Source organism: Nocardioides sp. P4_G4 (assembly GCF_056401085.1).
This window is the reverse complement of record NZ_JBFUKA010000037.1, coordinates 1-15,832: the sequence shown is the minus strand read 5'-3', so window position 1 is coordinate 15,832 and position 15,832 is coordinate 1. Positions and strand designations below refer to the sequence as shown.

Here is a 15,832-nt window from a genome sequence, read left to right as displayed (position 1 = left end):
CGTCGACGCCGGCGGCCGGGCGTCGCACCTAGGCGCGGGGGTGCGCCTGGCGGTAGGTGGCGCGGAGGCGGTCGGTCGTGACGTGCGTGTAGAGCTGGGTGGTGGCCAGCGAGGCGTGCCCGAGCAGCTCCTGGACCGAACGCAGGTCGGCGCCCCCCTCGAGCAGGTGGGTCGCCGCGGTGTGCCGGAGCCCGTGCGGCCCGATGTCGGGCGCGCCGGGGACATCGGCGATACGCCGGTGCACGAGCTCGCGGACCACCCGCTGGTCGATGCGTCGGCCCCGGGCGCCGAGGAAGACGGCCGCGCCGGCACCCTCGACCCGCAGGACGGGGCGGCCGAGCTCGAGCCAGAACTTCAGGGCCCGGGCGGCCGGACGTCCGTAGGGGACGGAGCGCTCCTTGCGCCCCTTGCCGAAGACCCGGACGACCTGACGGTCGTCGTCGATGTCGTCGATGTCGAGGCCGACCAGCTCTCCCACCCGGATGCCAGTGGCGTAGAGCAGCTCCAGCATCGCGACGTCGCGCAGGCCGACCGGGCTTCCGTCGTCGGCGAGCTTCGCGGCCGAGCGGATGAGGTCGGCCGCCTCGTCGGCGCGCAGCACGGGAGGCAGGGTCTTGTGCTGCTTGGGCGAGCCGAGCGAGGCACCGGCGTCGATCGGCGCGCGTCCGGTGCGCTGCAGCCAGGCGGTGAAGACGCGCGCCGCGGTGGCTCGGCGCGCGAGGGTCGTGCGTGACTTGCCCAGCGTCTGCTGCTTGGCGAGCCAGGACCGCAGTGCCCGCAGGTCGAGGTCGGCAACCTCCTCGAAGCCCAGCCGTCGGGCGTGGTCGAGCAGCGACGAGACGTCACCGAGGTAGGCGCGGACCGTGTGGGCCGTGAGGTCGCGCTCGGAGACGAGGTGGCGCTCGTAGTCGCCCAGCAGCCGCACGAAGCCCTCGGGGAGCCCGTCGGACTCGGCGACGTCGGCCTGCTCACTCACCCGCCGATCGTAGGTCGAGGACCGGGTCCTGGTCGTGAGGCTCGTCGCGGGCCAGTCGCCATCCGTGGTCGGTGCGACGGACCCACCCGGCGGAGCCGAGCCGCTCCAGCGCACCCTGGACGTGCTGGAGCGCCACACCGGCGGCCACCGCGATGCTGTCGGCACCAGCCGACCGGCCCACCGGTACCGCGTCCAGCACCCGCCGGTCACGCCGGTCGAGCCGGTCCCGGGGGCGGGTGGGCGCACGGCGCACGTCCACGAGGTGCTCCCCCGCCGCCCCCACCAGCTCCAGGACGTCGGCGCCACTCGTGACCAGGTGCATCGCCCCCTTGCGAACCTGCTCGTGGACCCCCTGGGACGTGACGCTCGTGACCGGACCCGGCACGCCCATCACGACCCGGTTGAGGACCTCGGCCCACCGCGACGAGCTCAGGGCCCCGCTGCGCAGCGCAGCCTCCACCACCACGGTGCCGACCGACAAGGCCGCGATCAGCCGGTTGCGGCCCAGGAAGCGGGACCTCAACGGCGCGCTGCCCGGCGGCACCTCCGAGACGATCAGTCCGGTGGTGGCGATGTGGTCGATCAGAGCGCGGTGGGCAGTCGGGTAGGCGCGCTCGGGACCGCAGGCCAGCACCGTCACCGTGGTGCCCCCGGCCGCGAGTGCCCCGCGGTGGGCCGCCTGGTCGATGCCTGCCGCCGCCCCCGAGATCACGACCATCCCGGCACGGGCGACCGTCGCGGAGAGGTCGGAGGCAACACGCTCGCCGTAGGTCGTCGCGGAGCGCGAGCCCACCACGGCGACCATCGGCGGCAGCTCGTCGAGGCGACGCGGCCCGCGCAACCAGAGCCCGACGGGCACACCACCGAGCCCGGAGTGGTGGGCCTCGGGTGCCGCGAGGTCGTCGAGGGTGAYCGGCCACTCGGCGTCGTGGGGCGTGACGAACCGGATGCCGAGTCGGTCGGCCTGGTCCAGCTCACGCACGGGGTCGACGGACCCCAGCCGCTGCGCGAGGTCGCGCTGCGCGTCGTCGAGCGAGTGCTGGGCCAGCAGTCCGTCGAGCACGGCCACCGGACCCAGGTCGCGCACGAGGCCGCACAGGCGTGGGTCCCCCGGCTCGCCGATGCGACTCAGCACCACGCGGGCGAGGCGGTCGGGCAGGGGGCTCATCCGGCCTGCCTGATGTCGGCCGCGGACAGCGGCGCCGCGGTGCGCAGGGCCAGGGCCAGCTCGGTCTCGGCGGTGCCGGGGCGCTCGACCCCGCGCAGGTCGGCCACCGTCCACGCCAGTCGCTGGACGCGCGTCACCCCGCGACGGGTCAACGAGCCGGACCGCAGGCCGTCGTCGAGGACCCGTTGGCCGGCCAGCTCGAGCGGCCACTCGCGGGCGAGGACCGGTCCGGGCACCATGCCGTTGAGCTGCCAGGACCGTCCGTCGTAGCGTCGGGCCTGGGCCTCCCGCGCCCGCTCCACCCGGGCGCGCACCGTCGCGGAGTCGACGCGGGGCGCGAAGACGTCGTGGGCCGCGTCGGCGCTCACCGGCTCGACGTCGCGCCAGATGTCGATGCGGTCCACGATCGGGCCCACCAGCTTGCGACGGTAGGCGTTGCGCGCCGGCTCGAGGCAGGTGCACGTGGTGGTGACCGAGGTGCTGAAGTTGCCGCACGGGCAGGGGTTGGCCGCCAGCACCACCATCGAGCGGGCCGGGAAGGTCGCCGTGGCCTCGCCGCGCGCGAGGGTGATCTCGCCGCTCTCGAGCGGTTGGCGCAACGCGTCGATGACGTCGGCCCGGAAGAGGGGGAACTCGTCGAGGAAGAGCACGCCGTGGTGGGCACGGCTGATGCCGCCGGGCCGGACCCGGCCGGTCCCTCCGCCGACGATGCTGGCCTTGCTCGCGTCGTGGTGGGGAGCGAAGTAGGGCGGCCGGTGCACCAGCCCGTCGCCGTCGCGGAGCAGCCCGGCCAGCGAGTGCAGGGCGGTCACCTCCAGCGCCTGGGCGGTGGTGAGATCGGGCAGGATCGTCGGGAGCCGCTCGGCGAGGCTGGTCTTGCCGGCACCGCGAGGGCCGTTGAGCATGAGGTGGTGCCCGCCGGCGGCGGCCACCTCCAGGGCGTACTTGGCGTCCTCCATCCCGTCGAGGTCGTCGAGGTCGAAGGACTCCACGGCTCCGCGCCGGGCGGGCAGCAGCGAGGTGCGGACCGGCTCGGCGACGGGTGCCGCGTCGGGCACCTCCTCGCCCCGGAGCTCGGCCACGACCTGCGCCAGCGAGCGCATGCCGAAGACCTCCATGCCCGGGACCATGGCCGCCTCCTGCGCCTGGGACTCGGGCACGAACACCCGGCGGATCCCCCGCGCGGACGCCGCGATGACCATGGGCAGCACCCCGGCCACCGGACGCAGGCTGCCGGACAGGGACAGCTCACCGACGAAGACCGTCGCGACGAGGGACGACGCCGGGACGGCACCGCAGGCCGCCCGCACGCCCACGGCGATGGCCAGGTCGAAGTGGGTGCCGCTCTTGGGCAGGTCGGCGGGTGCCAGCAGGATGGTGACCCGGAAGGTCGCCGGCCAGGTGTCCTTGGACCCCTGGGCCGAGTTGTTGATGGCCATCCGCACCCGGTCTCGGGCCTCGTGCAGGGAGGCGTCAGGTCGGCCCACCACGAAGGTGCCGACGGTCCCCGGGGAGACGGCCACCTGGACGTCGATGAGGTGTCCCTCCGCCCCGACCAGCGCGATCGAGCACGCGGTCGCGACGCGCATCACGTCAGACCCGGCACGTGGTCGATCTCGACCGGGCCCCGGCGCGGGGAGATGACGCACACCATGTCGAGCCGGACGTCGAGGGGGCGCACGTGGTGGGCCTGCAGCCAGCGGGCGGCCAGGGCGCGCATCCGGTCGACCTTGCGCGCCGTCACCGCCTCGTGGGGCGTGCCGAAGGCCGTGCTGGAACGGGTCTTGACCTCGCAGATCACCAGGGTCGACCCGTCGCGCAGCACCAGGTCGATCTCGCCGATCTCGCAGCGCCAGTTGCGGTCCAGCACGGTCATGCCCTGCCTGGACAGGTGTCGGGCGGCGAGCTCCTCGCCGTACGCGCCGAGGCGCTGCTTGCTGGTCGGCCGCGGAGCGGGCCGGGGTGCGGGTCGTGGGGCTGTGGTCATGGCGGGCCTCCTTCGTGGAGACCAAGCACAGCGGCGCGCACGGACAGCCGCGAGAGCGGCCCGCGGCCCTGTGGACAGAGCCGACCCGGCGGGACCCTGGGGACGACAGGTGGCCCGCGACCACCCCTCGACGGACCAGGGGACGTCAGCCCTTGGGCGGGTCGATCTCCTGCGGCGCGAGCTCCTCGACGTTGACGTCCTTGAACGTCAGCACCTTCACGTTCTTGGCGAACCGCGCCGGCCGGTACATGTCCCACACCCAGGCGTCGGCCATCGAGACCTCGAAGAACACGTCGCCGTTCTCCGTGCGGGCCTTCACGTCGACCTGGTTGCAGAGGTAGAAGCGACGGTCGGTCTCCACGACGTACTTGAAGATCGAGACGACGTCGCGGTACTCCCGGTAGAGGGTGAGCTCCATCTCGGTCTCGTACTTCTCGAGGTCCTCCGCGCTCATGCGTCCTCCTGCGTGTCGTCCCTGGTCCCGGCGTGCAGGTCGACACTAGTGCCCGCCTCCAGCGCAGGTTCGAGCCCCGCCGCGCGTCGTACGTTGACGAACCGCATCCGGTGCACCGGCGCGGGCCCGTGGGTTGTCAGGGCAGCCGTGTGGACGTCGGTGATGTAGCCCTTGTGGGTCTTGAAGTCGTACGCCGGGTAGTCGGCGTCCATGGCGACCATGAGCCGGTCGCGGGTCACCTTGGCCAGCACCGACGCCGCCGCGATGCAGGCGGCCACCCGGTCGCCCTTCCACACCGCCAGGCCCGGCACCTCGAGCCCGTCGACCGGGAAGCCGTCGGTGAGCACGTAGGAGGGGCGGGTCTCGAGCAGCGCGACGGCGCGGCGCAGGGCCTCCACGTTGGCGACGTGCATCCCGAGCCGGTCGCACTCCTCGTTGTCGATGACCACCACGGACCAGGCGAGGGCCCGGCGCACCACCTGGGCGTAGACCCGCTCGCGGGCGGCCTCGGTCAGCAGCTTGGAGTCGGCGAGCCCGGGGACGATCCCGGCCTTGCCGGCCGGCAGGATGCAGGCGCCGGCGACCAGCGGTCCGGCGCAGGCGCCCCGGCCCGCCTCGTCGACCCCGGCGATGGGGTCGATGCCGGCGCGGCGCAGGGCTCGCTCGTAGCCGTAGAGCCCGGCGTCGCGGCGTACGGCGGGTCCGCTCGGCAGGTGCGGGACGGCATCCACGTCAGCGCTCCTCCGACCGATCACTTCGGGTCGGGCACGTCCTCGAACGTGCTCGGGCGGGTGACCCAGTCGAAGCGGTCACGCGGCCAGAGCAGCACGAAGACGCGGCCCACGACGAGGTCGACGGGGACGAACTCGGGTCCGGGGACGCAGTCGGTCTCCTTCTCCAGGTTGCACATCCGCAGGCTGGAGTCGGCCGAGTGGGCGCGGTTGTCGCCCATGACGAAGATGTGGCCCTCGGGCACCGGCTCGGAGGTCCAGTCCTTCGAGCACTGGTTGACCATCGGACCCGCGCACTTCACGGACTTGTCCTGCTTGACGTAGCCGGTCTCGTCGAGGGGATGCCCGTTGACCATCAGGCGACCCTTGGCGTCACAGCAGCTGATCACGTCGCCCGCAGTGCCGATGACACGCTTCACGAGGTGTCCGCCTGTCGGGTAGAGCCCGATCTTGGCCATCACCTTGGGGATGGTGCCGGTCGGGCCCGYGGCCTCGGACGCGGGGAGCCAGCCGCCCGGGTCCTTGAAGACGACGACGTCGCCGCGCTGGGGGGTCCCGCCACCCCAGTAGGAGACCTTCTGGACGAGGATCCGGTCGTTGCGGACCAGGCCCGGCTCCATCGACTCCGAGGGGATGTAGAACGCCTGGAGGAAGAGCGCCTTGATCACGATCGCCAGCACCAGGGCGATGCCGAGGAGCAGGATCGTCTCCTGCCACAGCGGCAGCTGGCGGCGGGGCTTCCGGCCGTCAGCAGACCCGTCCGAGGTCTGGACAGACGACGACCGCGGCCCCTCCTCGCCCATGTCGGTCGGGGTGGAGCCGCGGTCGGGTGAAGTCACTTGCAGAGACTAACCAGAGGTTGGCTGATCTCCTGCGTCGACCCGGAGTCGCGAGCCTCAGGCGTCGCGACGCTCCTTGATCTTCGCCTTCTTGCCGCGCAGGTTGCGCAGGTAGTACAGCTTGGCGCGACGCACGTCACCGCGGGTGACGACCTCGATCGTCTCGAAGATCGGGGAGTGCATCGGGAAGGTGCGCTCGACGCCGACACCGAACGAGATCTTGCGGACGGTGAAGGTGCGGCCGACGCCCGAGCCGTGGACGCGGATGACGACGCCCTGGAACACCTGGACGCGCGAGCGGCTGCCCTCGACGACCTTCACGTGCACCTTGATCGTGTCGCCGGCGCGGAAGTCGGGGACGTCGCTGCGCAGCGTGTCGCTGACGAGCTCATTGAGAACGTTGGTCATGCTTGCTCCTCACGAGTGCCACAGGCCAACCGCGGAATCGGATGGTTGATCGGGTGGTCCCCCCGTGCTGGCCGGCGGCGTCGCGCACCCCCTGTGGCAGGTGTTCGTCGCGGATCCCCCGGGTGCATGCGTCGGGGCGATCGTTTGGCCGGTGAGACCAAGGGACGAGTTTGCCAGAGAAACGAGTCCACCGAGAAATCGGGTCGGCGCTACCGTCGGCGCTTGGTCAGGACCACCGCACCGGGCGGGGCCTCGAGGTCGGGCCGCAGCCGGTAGCCGGCCTTCTTGTACATCCGCAGGTTGCTGGTGCTCCGGGCACCGGTGAAGAGCAGGTACGTCGTCGCCTCCGGCGGCGCCGCCGCCTCGGCGTGCTCCAGCAGGAGCCGGCCGAGGCCCTGGCCCTGCAGGTCGGGAGCGACCATGAGCCGGCCCACGTCCCAGCCGCCGCGGCTGGTCAGCCGGGCACGGACGGAGCCGACCAGACGACCGGCGCGGCGTACGACCCACGTCCGGTGCCCGGCCAGGCCGGTCACCACGTCGTCCAGCGACTCGGTGAGCGCCGGGATGACGACCCCGGGGTTGGCCTCGAGCTCCTGCAGCCAGCACGCCCGCTGCAGGGTGTAGATCTCCCCCGCGTCCGCGGGCGTCGCGGCAGAGACCTCCTCGGCCCCCKGGACCGTCGAGGGCGCCACGAGGTCGGGCCGGCGCTCAGCGGTGCGGCGCACGGCCTGCTCGCGGCGCCAGCCGGCGATCCGTCCGTGGTCCCCCGACAGCAGCACGTCGGGGACGTCGCGACCGCGCCAGCTGGCCGGCTTGGTGTAGACGGGGTACTCCAGCAGGCCGTCCTCGTGCGACTCCTCCACGAGCGACTCGGCGTTGCCCATGAAGCCGGGGATCAGCCGCACCACCGCCTCGGTGATCGCGAGCGCGGCCACCTCTCCCCCGTTGAGGACGTAGTCGCCCAGGGAGATCTCGCGGACCTCACCCAACGTGGCGGCGTGCTCGACGACCCGCTGGTCGATGCCCTCGTAGCGACCGCACGCGAAGACGAGGTGCTCGCGGGTGGACAGGTCGCGGGCCAGCGCCTGGGTGAACGGCTCGCCGCTCGGGGTGGTGAAGACGATGGTGGGGCGGTCGGTGGCGACCTCGTCGAGCGCCTCGCCCCACGGTCCGGGCTTCATCACCATCCCGGCGCCGCCGCCGTACGGCGTGTCGTCGACGGTGTGGTGCCGGTCGGTGGCCCAGGACCGCAGGTCGTGGACCTGGAGGTCGAGCAGGCCCTTGTCGCGGGCCTTGCCGGGCAGGCTCAGCGAGAGCGGCGCGAGGTAGTCGGGGAAGATCGAGAGGACGTCGATCCTCACTGCTCGCCCGCGTCCTCGTCGGGGAAGGGCGAGACGAGGCCGGGGCGGTCGGCGATCACGACCCGGCCGCCGGGCAGGTCCACCTCGGGGACCAGCGCGGCCACGAAGGGAACCAGCGTGGTACGCCCGTCCGCGGTGCGGATGGTGAGCAGGTCCTGGGCGGAGCCGTGCTGGACGGCGGTCAGCTCCCCGAGGTGCGTCCCGTCGAGGTCGTACGCCGCGAGCCCGACCAGCTGGTGGTCGTAGTACTCGTCCGGGTCCTCCGGCACCTCGTCGGCGGCGAGCGTCGTGTGCAGCACGATGCCGCGGGCGGCCTCGGCCGCGTTGCGGTCCCCGATCTCCTCGAACGTGGCCAGCAGGGAGTTCGAGTGCCACTTGGCGCGGACGACGGTCAGCGTCCGCAGCGGGCTGTGCGACCCCTGCGGCGGCTGCGCGCGCAGCGTCGTACCGGGGGCGAAGCGACGCTGGGGCTCGTCGGTGCGTACGTCGATCGTGACGTCACCGCGGATCCCGTGCGGCTTGCCGATACGACCCACGACGACCTCGATCTGCTCCACGGCGTCAGGGTATCGGGGCGGTCGGGATCCCCCGAAATGCAGCAGGCGCCCCTCCCCGGGCGGGGAGGGGCGCCTGTGGCGTACGTGCTCAGCGCCGGCGGTCGACGTCCACGAAGTCGATCCGCGCGCCGTCGCGACCCGCGAGGGCCGAGACGACGGTGCGGAACGCCGTGGCGGTGCGGCCGTTGCGGCCGATCACCTTGCCGAGGTCGTCGGGGTGGACCCGGACCTCGAGGATCGACCCGCGACGCAGCTGCTTGTCACGGACCGAGACGTCGTCGGGGTTGTCGACGACGCCGCGGACCAGGTGCTCGAGCGCCTCCGCGAGCATGGTGCTCAGGCCTCGCTCTTGCCGGCGTCCTCGGCCGTGACGGTCTCGGCCGTCTCAGCCTGCTCCGCGGCACCCTCAGGGGTCTCGGAAGCGGGGACCTCGGCGGGAGCGGTCGCGGCCTTGTCGGCCTTGTCGGCCTTGGGCTCCTCGACCTTGTCGGCCTTCTTCTTGGAGGTCGTCGCGGCGCCCTTGGGCTCCTTGGCGGCCTCCTTGAGGGCCTCGTTGAAGATCTCGAGCTTGTCGCGCTTGGGCTCCTTGACCTTCAGGGTGCCCTCGGCGCCGGGCTCGCCCCGGAACTTCTGCATGTCACCGGTGACCTTGAGGATCGCGGCCACGGCCTCGCTGGGCTGCGCGCCCACGCCGAGCCAGTACTGCGCCCGCTCGGAGACGACCTCGATGTACGAGGGGTCCTCCTTGGGGTGGTACTTGCCGATCTCCTCGATCACTCGACCGTCGCGCTTCTTGCGCGAGTCGACGACGACGATGCGGTACTGCGGCACCCGGATCTTGCCCAGGCGCTTCAAACGGATCTTGACGGCCACGTCTGTGGTGTCTCCTTGCGAGTGGAAGGTGGTGAGGGGCCCGCAGACCAGGTGGGGACCGGGTCGGACTTCCTCGGGGGGCGCGCCGACGACCGGGATAGAGGGTCCGTCCGCTGGCGCGACTCAGCGAGACATTGTGCCAGAGCGGGGGTACGGCGCCCAATCCGGCTGCGCCCGTCGTCCCTCAGGCCTCCGCGTCGAGGCCGATCGAGCGTCGGAAGGCCTCCACGCCCTCCACCTCGAGCGCCTGCGGACCACGCCGGAACGCCTCCGGGGTCAGCAGCAGCTGGGTCATGGCGGCCTGCTCGCCGCGCCGGGTGTACCGGGTCGTGCCGTTGGCGACGTACCCCACCTTGGCGCTCACGGCGAGTGACGCCGGGTTGTCGGTGAAGGCCCCGGAGGTGATCTCGGTGAACCCGACGTGGTCGAAGAGGAAAGCGCACATGACCTGGCGCATCGCCGTGCCGAGCCCCCGCCCCTGGTGCCCGAGCCCGAGCCACGACCCGGTCTCGCCGGTCCGGGTCACCAGGAAGTCCTTGGTGCCGACGCCCTGGACGCCCACCACCTGCCCGCGGTGCAGCACCGCCAGGTTGAGGTCCCATCCGGCCGGCGAGAAGTCGGCGCGGGTGCGCCAGTGGTACTGCGCGAAGCTGCGCAGGAAGTCGTCGGGTGCCGTGTCGGTCCAGGCGAACGAGAAGGGCATCCGCGCCGGGTCGTGGACGCCGCGCGCCGCCAGGTCGGCCAGCTCGACGACCAGGTCGTCGGTGACGCCGCGCAGCTCGAGGTCACCCGCGCGCACGCGCAGGCCGAGGGCGGGCAGGACGTCGGCGAGGGTGCTCATGGCGTCATCCCACACGCCACACCCGCACCAGGCAAATGCGTTTCAGGCGGGGACGCCGGACGCGACCACGCGTCCGCGCAGCACGACGTACGACGGCTCGAGGAGGACCGTCAGGTCGGCCAGCGGGTCGCGGGGATAGACGACGAAGTCCGCCGGCGCGCCCTCGGCGAGCGTGGGGTTCCACCCGAGCCACTCCCGCGCCCGCCACGACGCGGCCCCGAGCGCGTAGTCGGCCGGCATGCCGAGCCCTGCCATCGCCACCACCTCGCCGGCGATGTTGCCGTGCCGGCTCACTCCCCCGCCGTCGGAGCCGGCGTAGAGCGCCACGCCGAGCTCGTACGCCGCCATGATGGTGTCGCGCTGGCGCGCGTGCAGGTCGCTCATGTGGTCGGCGTAGCGCGGGAACTTGTCGCGGCCCGCGTCGGCGTACTGCGGGAACTTGTCGATCTGCATGACGGTCGGCACCAGCGCGATCCCCCGCTCGGCCATCGTCCGCGCCAGCTCGGTGGAGAGCCCGGTGCCGTGCTCGATGCAGTCGATGCCCGCCTCGATCAGACCGGGCAGCACCTGCTCGCCGAAGCAGTGCGCGGTGACCTTCGCGCCGTGCTCGTGCGCGGCGTCGATGGCGGCGGCGAAGTCCTCGGCCGGGAAGCTCGGGGCCAGGTCCCCCGCGTCCCGGGAGATCCAGTCGCCGACGAGCTTGACCCAGCCGTCCCCGGCGCGGGCCTCGCGGGCGACCGTCTCGACCAGCGTCTCGGGCTCGACCTCGTGGGCGTAGTTGCGGATGTAGCGACGGGTGCGCGCGATGTGGCGCCCGGCCCGGATCAGCCGCGGCAGGTCCTCCCGGTCGTGGACCCAGGAGGTGTCGGCGGCCGACCCGCAGTCGCGGATCAGCAGGGCTCCCGCGTCGCGGTCCTCGACGGCCTGCGCCTCGGCCTCGGCCTGCCCGACCGCGCCGTGGTCGTCGAGCCCGATGTGGCAGTGCGCGTCGACCAGTCCCGGCACGATCCAGCCGCGGGCCTCGGTGGCGGCGCCGGCCTGGGGCTCGTAGGTGATCGTGTCGCCGACGACGTACAGGTCGCGCGCCTCCCCGTCGGGCAGGACCGGTCCCGAGAAGCGCAGCGCAGTCATGGGCCAGACCGTAGCGGTCGGCCGGCGGCGCCTCGCCGCGCCCGGTTCACTTTTTGGCGATGACATGGACTCGTCGGCGGAAGACAGTCAAGGGAACCCTTCATTTCCGTCCTGCCCTCGAGGTGTTCCTCATGCACAGAAATCGTCTGCTCCTCGCCTCCGCGCTCGTCGCCCTCGCCGCCCCGGCCCTGGCCTCCCCGGCCCAGGCCCTTCCCACCCACGATGGCGCCTCGGGTGGCCACCCGCACTGGAAGACCGTGGCCACCGGTCTCGACAACCCCCGCCTGCTCTCCTTCTCCGGTGACGCCCTGTACGTCGCCGAGGCCGGCCGCGGCGGGGCTGGTCCCTGTGTGCCGAGCGCCGAGGGTGGCGACTCCTGCTTCGGCCTCTCGGGGGCCATCACCCGCGTCACCCGCTGGGGCTCCCGCCGGGTCGTCACGGGCCTGCCCTCCCTTGCCGACCCCGACGGAGGCGGGGCGCTCGGTCCCAGCGACGTCCTCGTGCCCACCCACCCCGGTCGGTCGAGCCATCGCGGTCACTCCGGCGACATGTACGTCGCCACCATCGGGCTCGGCCAGAACCCGGCGGTGCGCGACTCGTTCGGCGACGCGGGTCGCGCGCTGGGCACCGTCGTCGTCGGCAGCCTAAACGGGGGCCCGGCCCACGTGGTCGCCGATCTCGCGGCGTACGAGGCGCGCCTCGACCCCGACGGCAACGGACCCGACTCCGACCCGACCGGGATGACGCGCAGCGGCGGGTCCGTCGTGGTCACCGACTCCGGCGGCAACGACCTGTTGCGCGCGAAGCCGAACGGCCGGATCAAGACGCTCGCGGTCTTCCCCGACACCATGGTGGCCGCCCCGTCCCCGCCGCTGCCGCCCGGCATGATCCCGATGCAGGCCGTGCCGACCTCGGTGGTCCGCGGTCCCGACGGCGCCCTCTACGTCAGCCAGCTGACCGGGTTCCCCTTCCCGGCGGGCGGGGCGAGCATCTGGCGCGTCGTGCCCGGGCAGGCGCCCACCGTCTACGCCACCGGGCTGACCAACGTCACCGACCTGGCGTGGCACGACGGCTCGCTCTACGCCGTGCAGATCTCCAACGTCGGGCTGTTCAACGAGCCCGAGGGTGCGCTGCCGACCGGCTCGCTCGTGCGGGTCGTGCCGGGGGCCATGCCGACTCCTGTCGCGGCCGCGCTGCCGGCGCCGTACGGGGTCGCGCTCAAGCGCGACACCGCCTACGTGACCACGTGCGCGGTGTGTCCGGGTGGGGGCTCGGTGGTGGCGATCGACCTGGACTGAGACGGAGGATGCGGCTGCTCAGCCGAGCTGGTCGAGCAGCCACGAGGGGCTCATCGCGCGAGCGCCGAGCCCCTCGCACCGTCCCCTCAGCACGTGGTCGGCGCTGATGAGGACGACCGTGTCGCCCAGCTCCCGGCGGCGGGCCACCTCGGCGATGATCGTGGAGTCGCCGTCCTTGGGCGCGTGCACCGTCACGACGTGCTGGTCGCGACCGGGGCGCACGCCGCCCTTGGCACCACCCTCGAGCACGAGGACGATGTCGTCGTACGACGTGTCCCCCACCAGCAACCGCTCGTGGAGGCGCCGGGCGGCGCCGGCCCGGTCCTTCCACCAGCCGTCGGGCACGGAACCGACGACGTTGGCGGCGTCGACCACGAGCACCGACCGCGGGGCGCGCGGTCGGCTCACTTGAGGAACTTGGAGAAGTCCTTGGGCAGGTCGAGCGCCGCGGCGGCCTTCTCGTAGTCCACGTCGTCGCCGCCGCCGAAGGGGTTGGCCGGACGCTCGGCGGCCGCGGCCTTCTGCGCCGCCGCCTCCTGGGCCGCCTTGGCGGGGTTGCCCGAGGTGCGCTTGCCCTTGGCCTTCTTGGGCTGCGCCTTGGTCTTGCCGCGCTTGCCGGCACCGGGCATCGCGGGCATGCCCGGCATCCCCGGCATGCCGCCACCGCGGGCCATCTGCTCCATCATCTTGCGCGCCTCGAAGAAGCGGTCGACGAGCTGGTTGACGTCGGAGACCTGTCGCCCCGAGCCCCGGGCGATCCGCGCGCGGCGGGAGCCGTCGATGATCTTGGGGTTGTCGCGCTCGGCGGGCGTCATCGACTGGATGATCGCCTGGATGCGGTCGATCTCGCGCTCGTCGAAGTTCTCGAGCTGGTCGCGGAACTGCCCCATCCCGGGCAGCATCCCCATGATCTTGGACATCGAGCCGAGCTTGCGGATCTGCTGCATCTGCTGGAGGAAGTCCTCCAGCGTGAAGCCGCCCTTGGTGCCGAGCTTCTCGGCGGCCTTGAGGGCCTCGTCCTGGTCGAAGGCCTTCTCGGCCTGCTCGATCAGGGTGAGCATGTCGCCCATGTCGAGGATGCGCGAGGCCATCCGGTCGGGGTGGAAGAGGTCGAAGTCGGTCATCTTCTCGCCGGCCGAGGCGAACATGACCGGCTTGCCGGTGATCGACGCGATCGACAGGGCAGCACCACCGCGGGCGTCGCCGTCGAGCTTGGTCAGGACCACGCCGTCGTACCCGACGCCGTCGAGGAACATCTGCGCGGTCGTGACCGCGTCCTGTCCGATCATGGCGTCGACGACGARGAGCACCTCGTCGGGCTGCACGGCATCGCGGATGTCGGCGGCCTGGCGCATCAGCTCGGCGTCGACGCCGAGGCGGCCGGCCGTGTCGATGATGACCACGTCGTGGACCTTGCGCCTGGCCTCCTCGACCGACGCGCGGGCCACGGCCACCGGGTCGCCGACGCCGTTGCCGACCTCCGGGGCGAAGACGGGTACGCCGACCCGCTCGCCGTTGACCTGGAGCTGCTGCACCGCGTTGGGCCGCTGGAGGTCGGCCGCGACCAGGATCGGGGTCTTGCCCTGCTCCTTGAGCCACAGCGCCAGCTTGGCGGCCAGCGTCGTCTTGCCGGCACCCTGGAGCCCGGCGAGCATGATGACGGTGGGACCGGTCTTGGCGTAGCGCAGCCGGCGGGTCTCGCCACCGAGGATCTCGACGAGCTCGTCGTTGACGATCTTGACGACCTGCTGGGCCGGGTTGAGCGCCCCGCTGACCTCCTCGCCGCGGGCGCGGTCCTTGACCGCCGCGACGAACTCCTTCACCACGGGCAGGGCGACGTCGGCCTCGAGCAGCGCGATGCGGATCTCGCGCGCGGTGGCGTCGATGTCGGCCTCGGACAGCTTGCCCTTGCCGCGCAGGTTCTTGAAGGTGTCGGCGAGCCGGTCGGAGAGAGTGGCGAACACGGTGGGAGATCCCCTGAGATCGGAGGCAGATTCGGTGGGTGACGAACGAGGGCCCAGCCTAACGGTCGACTCCCGCACCCGGGTCGTCGGCGACGTCGCCGCAGCGCGGCTGGGCCATGATGTGCGCGTGTCCCGCTCCTTCCTCGACCTCCTGTACGGCGAGGCCCCCCGCTCGCACTTCGACGAGCTGCTCGCCTCGGAGACCGGGTCCGCGGCGGGCGAGGAGGAGCGCGAACGGCTGCGCGCCGACTACGACGTGGCCCTGCGGCTGCGCGAGCTGATCTCGCGCCAGCGCTCCCGCGAGGCCGAGATGTCGGCGCTCTACGAGACGGCGAGCGACCTCACCGCGATCCGCGACGTGGACGCCATCCTGGCCGCCATCGTGCGCCGGGCACGCCAGCTCCTCAACGCCGACATGACCTACCTGTCGCTCAACGACGAGCTCGACGGGGCGTCGTACATGAAGGTCACCGACGGGGCGCTCACCCCGGCCTTCAAGCAGCTGCGGCTGCCGCTCGGCACGGGCCTGCTCGGGCTGGTGGCCCAGGCAGGTGCGCCGTACTTCACCGAGGACTACCAGGCGGACGCGCGGTTCGTGCACCGTCCCTACATCGACGACGCCGTCGACGGCGAGCGGATCCGCGCGATCCTGGGCGTGCCGCTCGTGCTCGAGGGCCGGGTGATCGGCGCGCTGCTGGCGGTGCACCGCACGGTCCGCAGGTTCCCGCCGTCGGAGGTCTCGCTGCTGATGTCCTTCGCCGCGCACGCCTCGGTGGCCCTGGAGAACGCCCGCCTCTTCGCCGAGCTCGACACCGCCAACCGCAACCTCACCGAGCACACGCTGGCGGTGGAGTCGGCCGCGACCGCGCACGACCGGCTCACCGACCAGTTGCTGCACGGCGGCGGTGCCGCCGAGATCGCCCTCGTGCTCGGGGACCTGCTCCGAGGACGGGTCGCGGTCCTCGACCCGTCGGGCGAGCGGTTGGCCGGCGATCCCGACCTCGCCGACTGGCCCGAGGCGATCGCCGAGTCGGTGGCCTCCGGGCACTGCGTGCCCACGCCGCGCGGCTACGTCGCGGCGGCGCTGGCCGCCGGCGAGCACGTGTCCACCGTCGTGCTCGAGGGACCGACGCTGCCGAGCGCGGAGCAGCGCACCCTGGAGCGCGGCGCCCTGGTGACCGCGCTGGTGGTCCTGCTGGCCCGCAGCGTCGCCGAGGCCGAGGAGCGCATCGGCGGCGAGCTGC

At 72.6% G+C, this 15,832-nt stretch carries 18 protein-coding genes and 1 pseudogene; 2 read left to right on the top strand and 17 right to left on the bottom strand.

All coding sequences use genetic code 11. The features are described from left to right. Positions 1–28 precede the first annotated feature (28 nt). From AC1DQF_RS10350 to AC1DQF_RS10280, 15 genes and pseudogenes are all read right to left on the bottom strand, one after another. Complete coding sequence (locus AC1DQF_RS10350; protein ID WP_477525143.1) at positions 29–976, bottom strand: tyrosine recombinase XerC; 948 nt, start codon at positions 974–976, stop codon at positions 29–31. Beyond that, on the bottom strand, positions 969–2,144 hold the full coding sequence (gene dprA, locus AC1DQF_RS10345; RefSeq protein ID WP_477525142.1) for a DNA-processing protein DprA: 1,176 nt from the start codon (positions 2,142–2,144) through the stop codon (positions 969–971). The genes AC1DQF_RS10350 and dprA overlap by 8 nt, the downstream gene beginning before the upstream one ends. Then, positions 2,141–3,733, bottom strand: a complete 1,593-nt coding sequence (locus AC1DQF_RS10340) for a YifB family Mg chelatase-like AAA ATPase (protein WP_477525141.1) — start codon at positions 3,731–3,733, stop codon at positions 2,141–2,143. The genes dprA and AC1DQF_RS10340 overlap by 4 nt, the downstream gene beginning before the upstream one ends. Beyond that, positions 3,733–4,131 (bottom strand): YraN family protein, encoded by a 399-nt coding sequence (locus AC1DQF_RS10335; protein ID WP_477525140.1) that lies wholly within the window; start codon positions 4,129–4,131, stop codon positions 3,733–3,735. The genes AC1DQF_RS10340 and AC1DQF_RS10335 overlap by 1 nt, the downstream gene beginning before the upstream one ends. 145 nt (positions 4,132–4,276) lie before the next feature. Then, positions 4,277–4,585, bottom strand: a complete 309-nt coding sequence (locus AC1DQF_RS10330; RefSeq protein ID WP_056885608.1) for a DUF2469 domain-containing protein — start codon at positions 4,583–4,585, stop codon at positions 4,277–4,279. Further along, positions 4,582–5,316, bottom strand: a complete 735-nt coding sequence (locus tag AC1DQF_RS10325) for a ribonuclease HII (RefSeq protein WP_477525139.1) — start codon at positions 5,314–5,316, stop codon at positions 4,582–4,584. The genes AC1DQF_RS10330 and AC1DQF_RS10325 overlap by 4 nt, the downstream gene beginning before the upstream one ends. Positions 5,317–5,336: 20 nt before the next feature. Then, positions 5,337–6,155 carry a signal peptidase I gene (gene lepB / locus AC1DQF_RS10320; protein WP_477525138.1) on the bottom strand — a complete coding sequence of 273 codons (819 nt, stop codon included), beginning with the start codon at positions 6,153–6,155 and terminating at the stop codon, positions 5,337–5,339. 57 nt (positions 6,156–6,212) lie between these two features. Next, positions 6,213–6,563, bottom strand: a complete 351-nt coding sequence (gene rplS, locus AC1DQF_RS10315; protein ID WP_477525137.1) for a 50S ribosomal protein L19 — start codon at positions 6,561–6,563, stop codon at positions 6,213–6,215. Between the two features lie 209 nt (positions 6,564–6,772). Beyond that, positions 6,773–7,096: a GNAT family N-acetyltransferase gene (locus AC1DQF_RS10310; protein WP_477525165.1), complete on the bottom strand. Its 324-nt coding sequence runs from the start codon at positions 7,094–7,096 to the stop codon at positions 6,773–6,775. 159 nt (positions 7,097–7,255) lie between these two features. Continuing rightward, positions 7,256–7,924, bottom strand: a pseudogene (trmD, locus tag AC1DQF_RS10305) (tRNA (guanosine(37)-N1)-methyltransferase TrmD); the annotation flags it as partial. Continuing rightward, positions 7,921–8,481: a ribosome maturation factor RimM gene (gene rimM / locus AC1DQF_RS10300; RefSeq protein ID WP_477525136.1), complete on the bottom strand. Its 561-nt coding sequence runs from the start codon at positions 8,479–8,481 to the stop codon at positions 7,921–7,923. The pseudogene trmD and the gene rimM, both read right to left, overlap by 4 nt. Positions 8,482–8,569: 88 nt before the next feature. Then, positions 8,570–8,812 carry an RNA-binding protein gene (locus AC1DQF_RS10295; protein ID WP_056924899.1) on the bottom strand — a complete coding sequence of 81 codons (243 nt, stop codon included), beginning with the start codon at positions 8,810–8,812 and terminating at the stop codon, positions 8,570–8,572. Between the two features lie 5 nt (positions 8,813–8,817). Then, positions 8,818–9,354, bottom strand: a complete 537-nt coding sequence (gene rpsP, locus AC1DQF_RS10290; protein ID WP_477525135.1) for a 30S ribosomal protein S16 — start codon at positions 9,352–9,354, stop codon at positions 8,818–8,820. Between the two features lie 184 nt (positions 9,355–9,538). Beyond that, complete coding sequence (locus tag AC1DQF_RS10285; RefSeq protein ID WP_477525134.1) at positions 9,539–10,195, bottom strand: GNAT family N-acetyltransferase; 657 nt, start codon at positions 10,193–10,195, stop codon at positions 9,539–9,541. Between the two features lie 42 nt (positions 10,196–10,237). Continuing rightward, the gene (locus tag AC1DQF_RS10280) at positions 10,238–11,326 is read right to left on the bottom strand and encodes an amidohydrolase family protein (RefSeq protein WP_477525133.1); all 1,089 of its coding nucleotides are present in this window, start codon (positions 11,324–11,326) and stop codon (positions 10,238–10,240) included. 131 nt (positions 11,327–11,457) lie between these two features. Between AC1DQF_RS10280 and AC1DQF_RS10275 the strand changes: the two genes are divergently transcribed. Next, entirely contained in the window at positions 11,458–12,624 is a 1,167-nt protein-coding gene (locus AC1DQF_RS10275) for a ScyD/ScyE family protein (RefSeq protein WP_477525132.1), read from the top strand. Between the two features lie 18 nt (positions 12,625–12,642). Here the strand turns inward: AC1DQF_RS10275 and AC1DQF_RS10270 are convergent, their stop codons facing one another. After that, positions 12,643–13,032, bottom strand: a complete 390-nt coding sequence (locus AC1DQF_RS10270) for a hypothetical protein (protein WP_477525131.1) — start codon at positions 13,030–13,032, stop codon at positions 12,643–12,645. After that, complete coding sequence (gene ffh / locus AC1DQF_RS10265; RefSeq protein WP_477525130.1) at positions 13,029–14,588, bottom strand: signal recognition particle protein; 1,560 nt, start codon at positions 14,586–14,588, stop codon at positions 13,029–13,031. Before ffh ends, AC1DQF_RS10270 begins: the two co-directional genes overlap by 4 nt. 127 nt (positions 14,589–14,715) lie before the next feature. On the opposite strand from ffh, the gene AC1DQF_RS10260 reads away from it, so the two are divergent. Continuing rightward, on the top strand, positions 14,716–15,832 hold a 1,117-nt coding region (locus AC1DQF_RS10260; protein WP_477525129.1), incomplete at its 3' end, for a GAF domain-containing protein.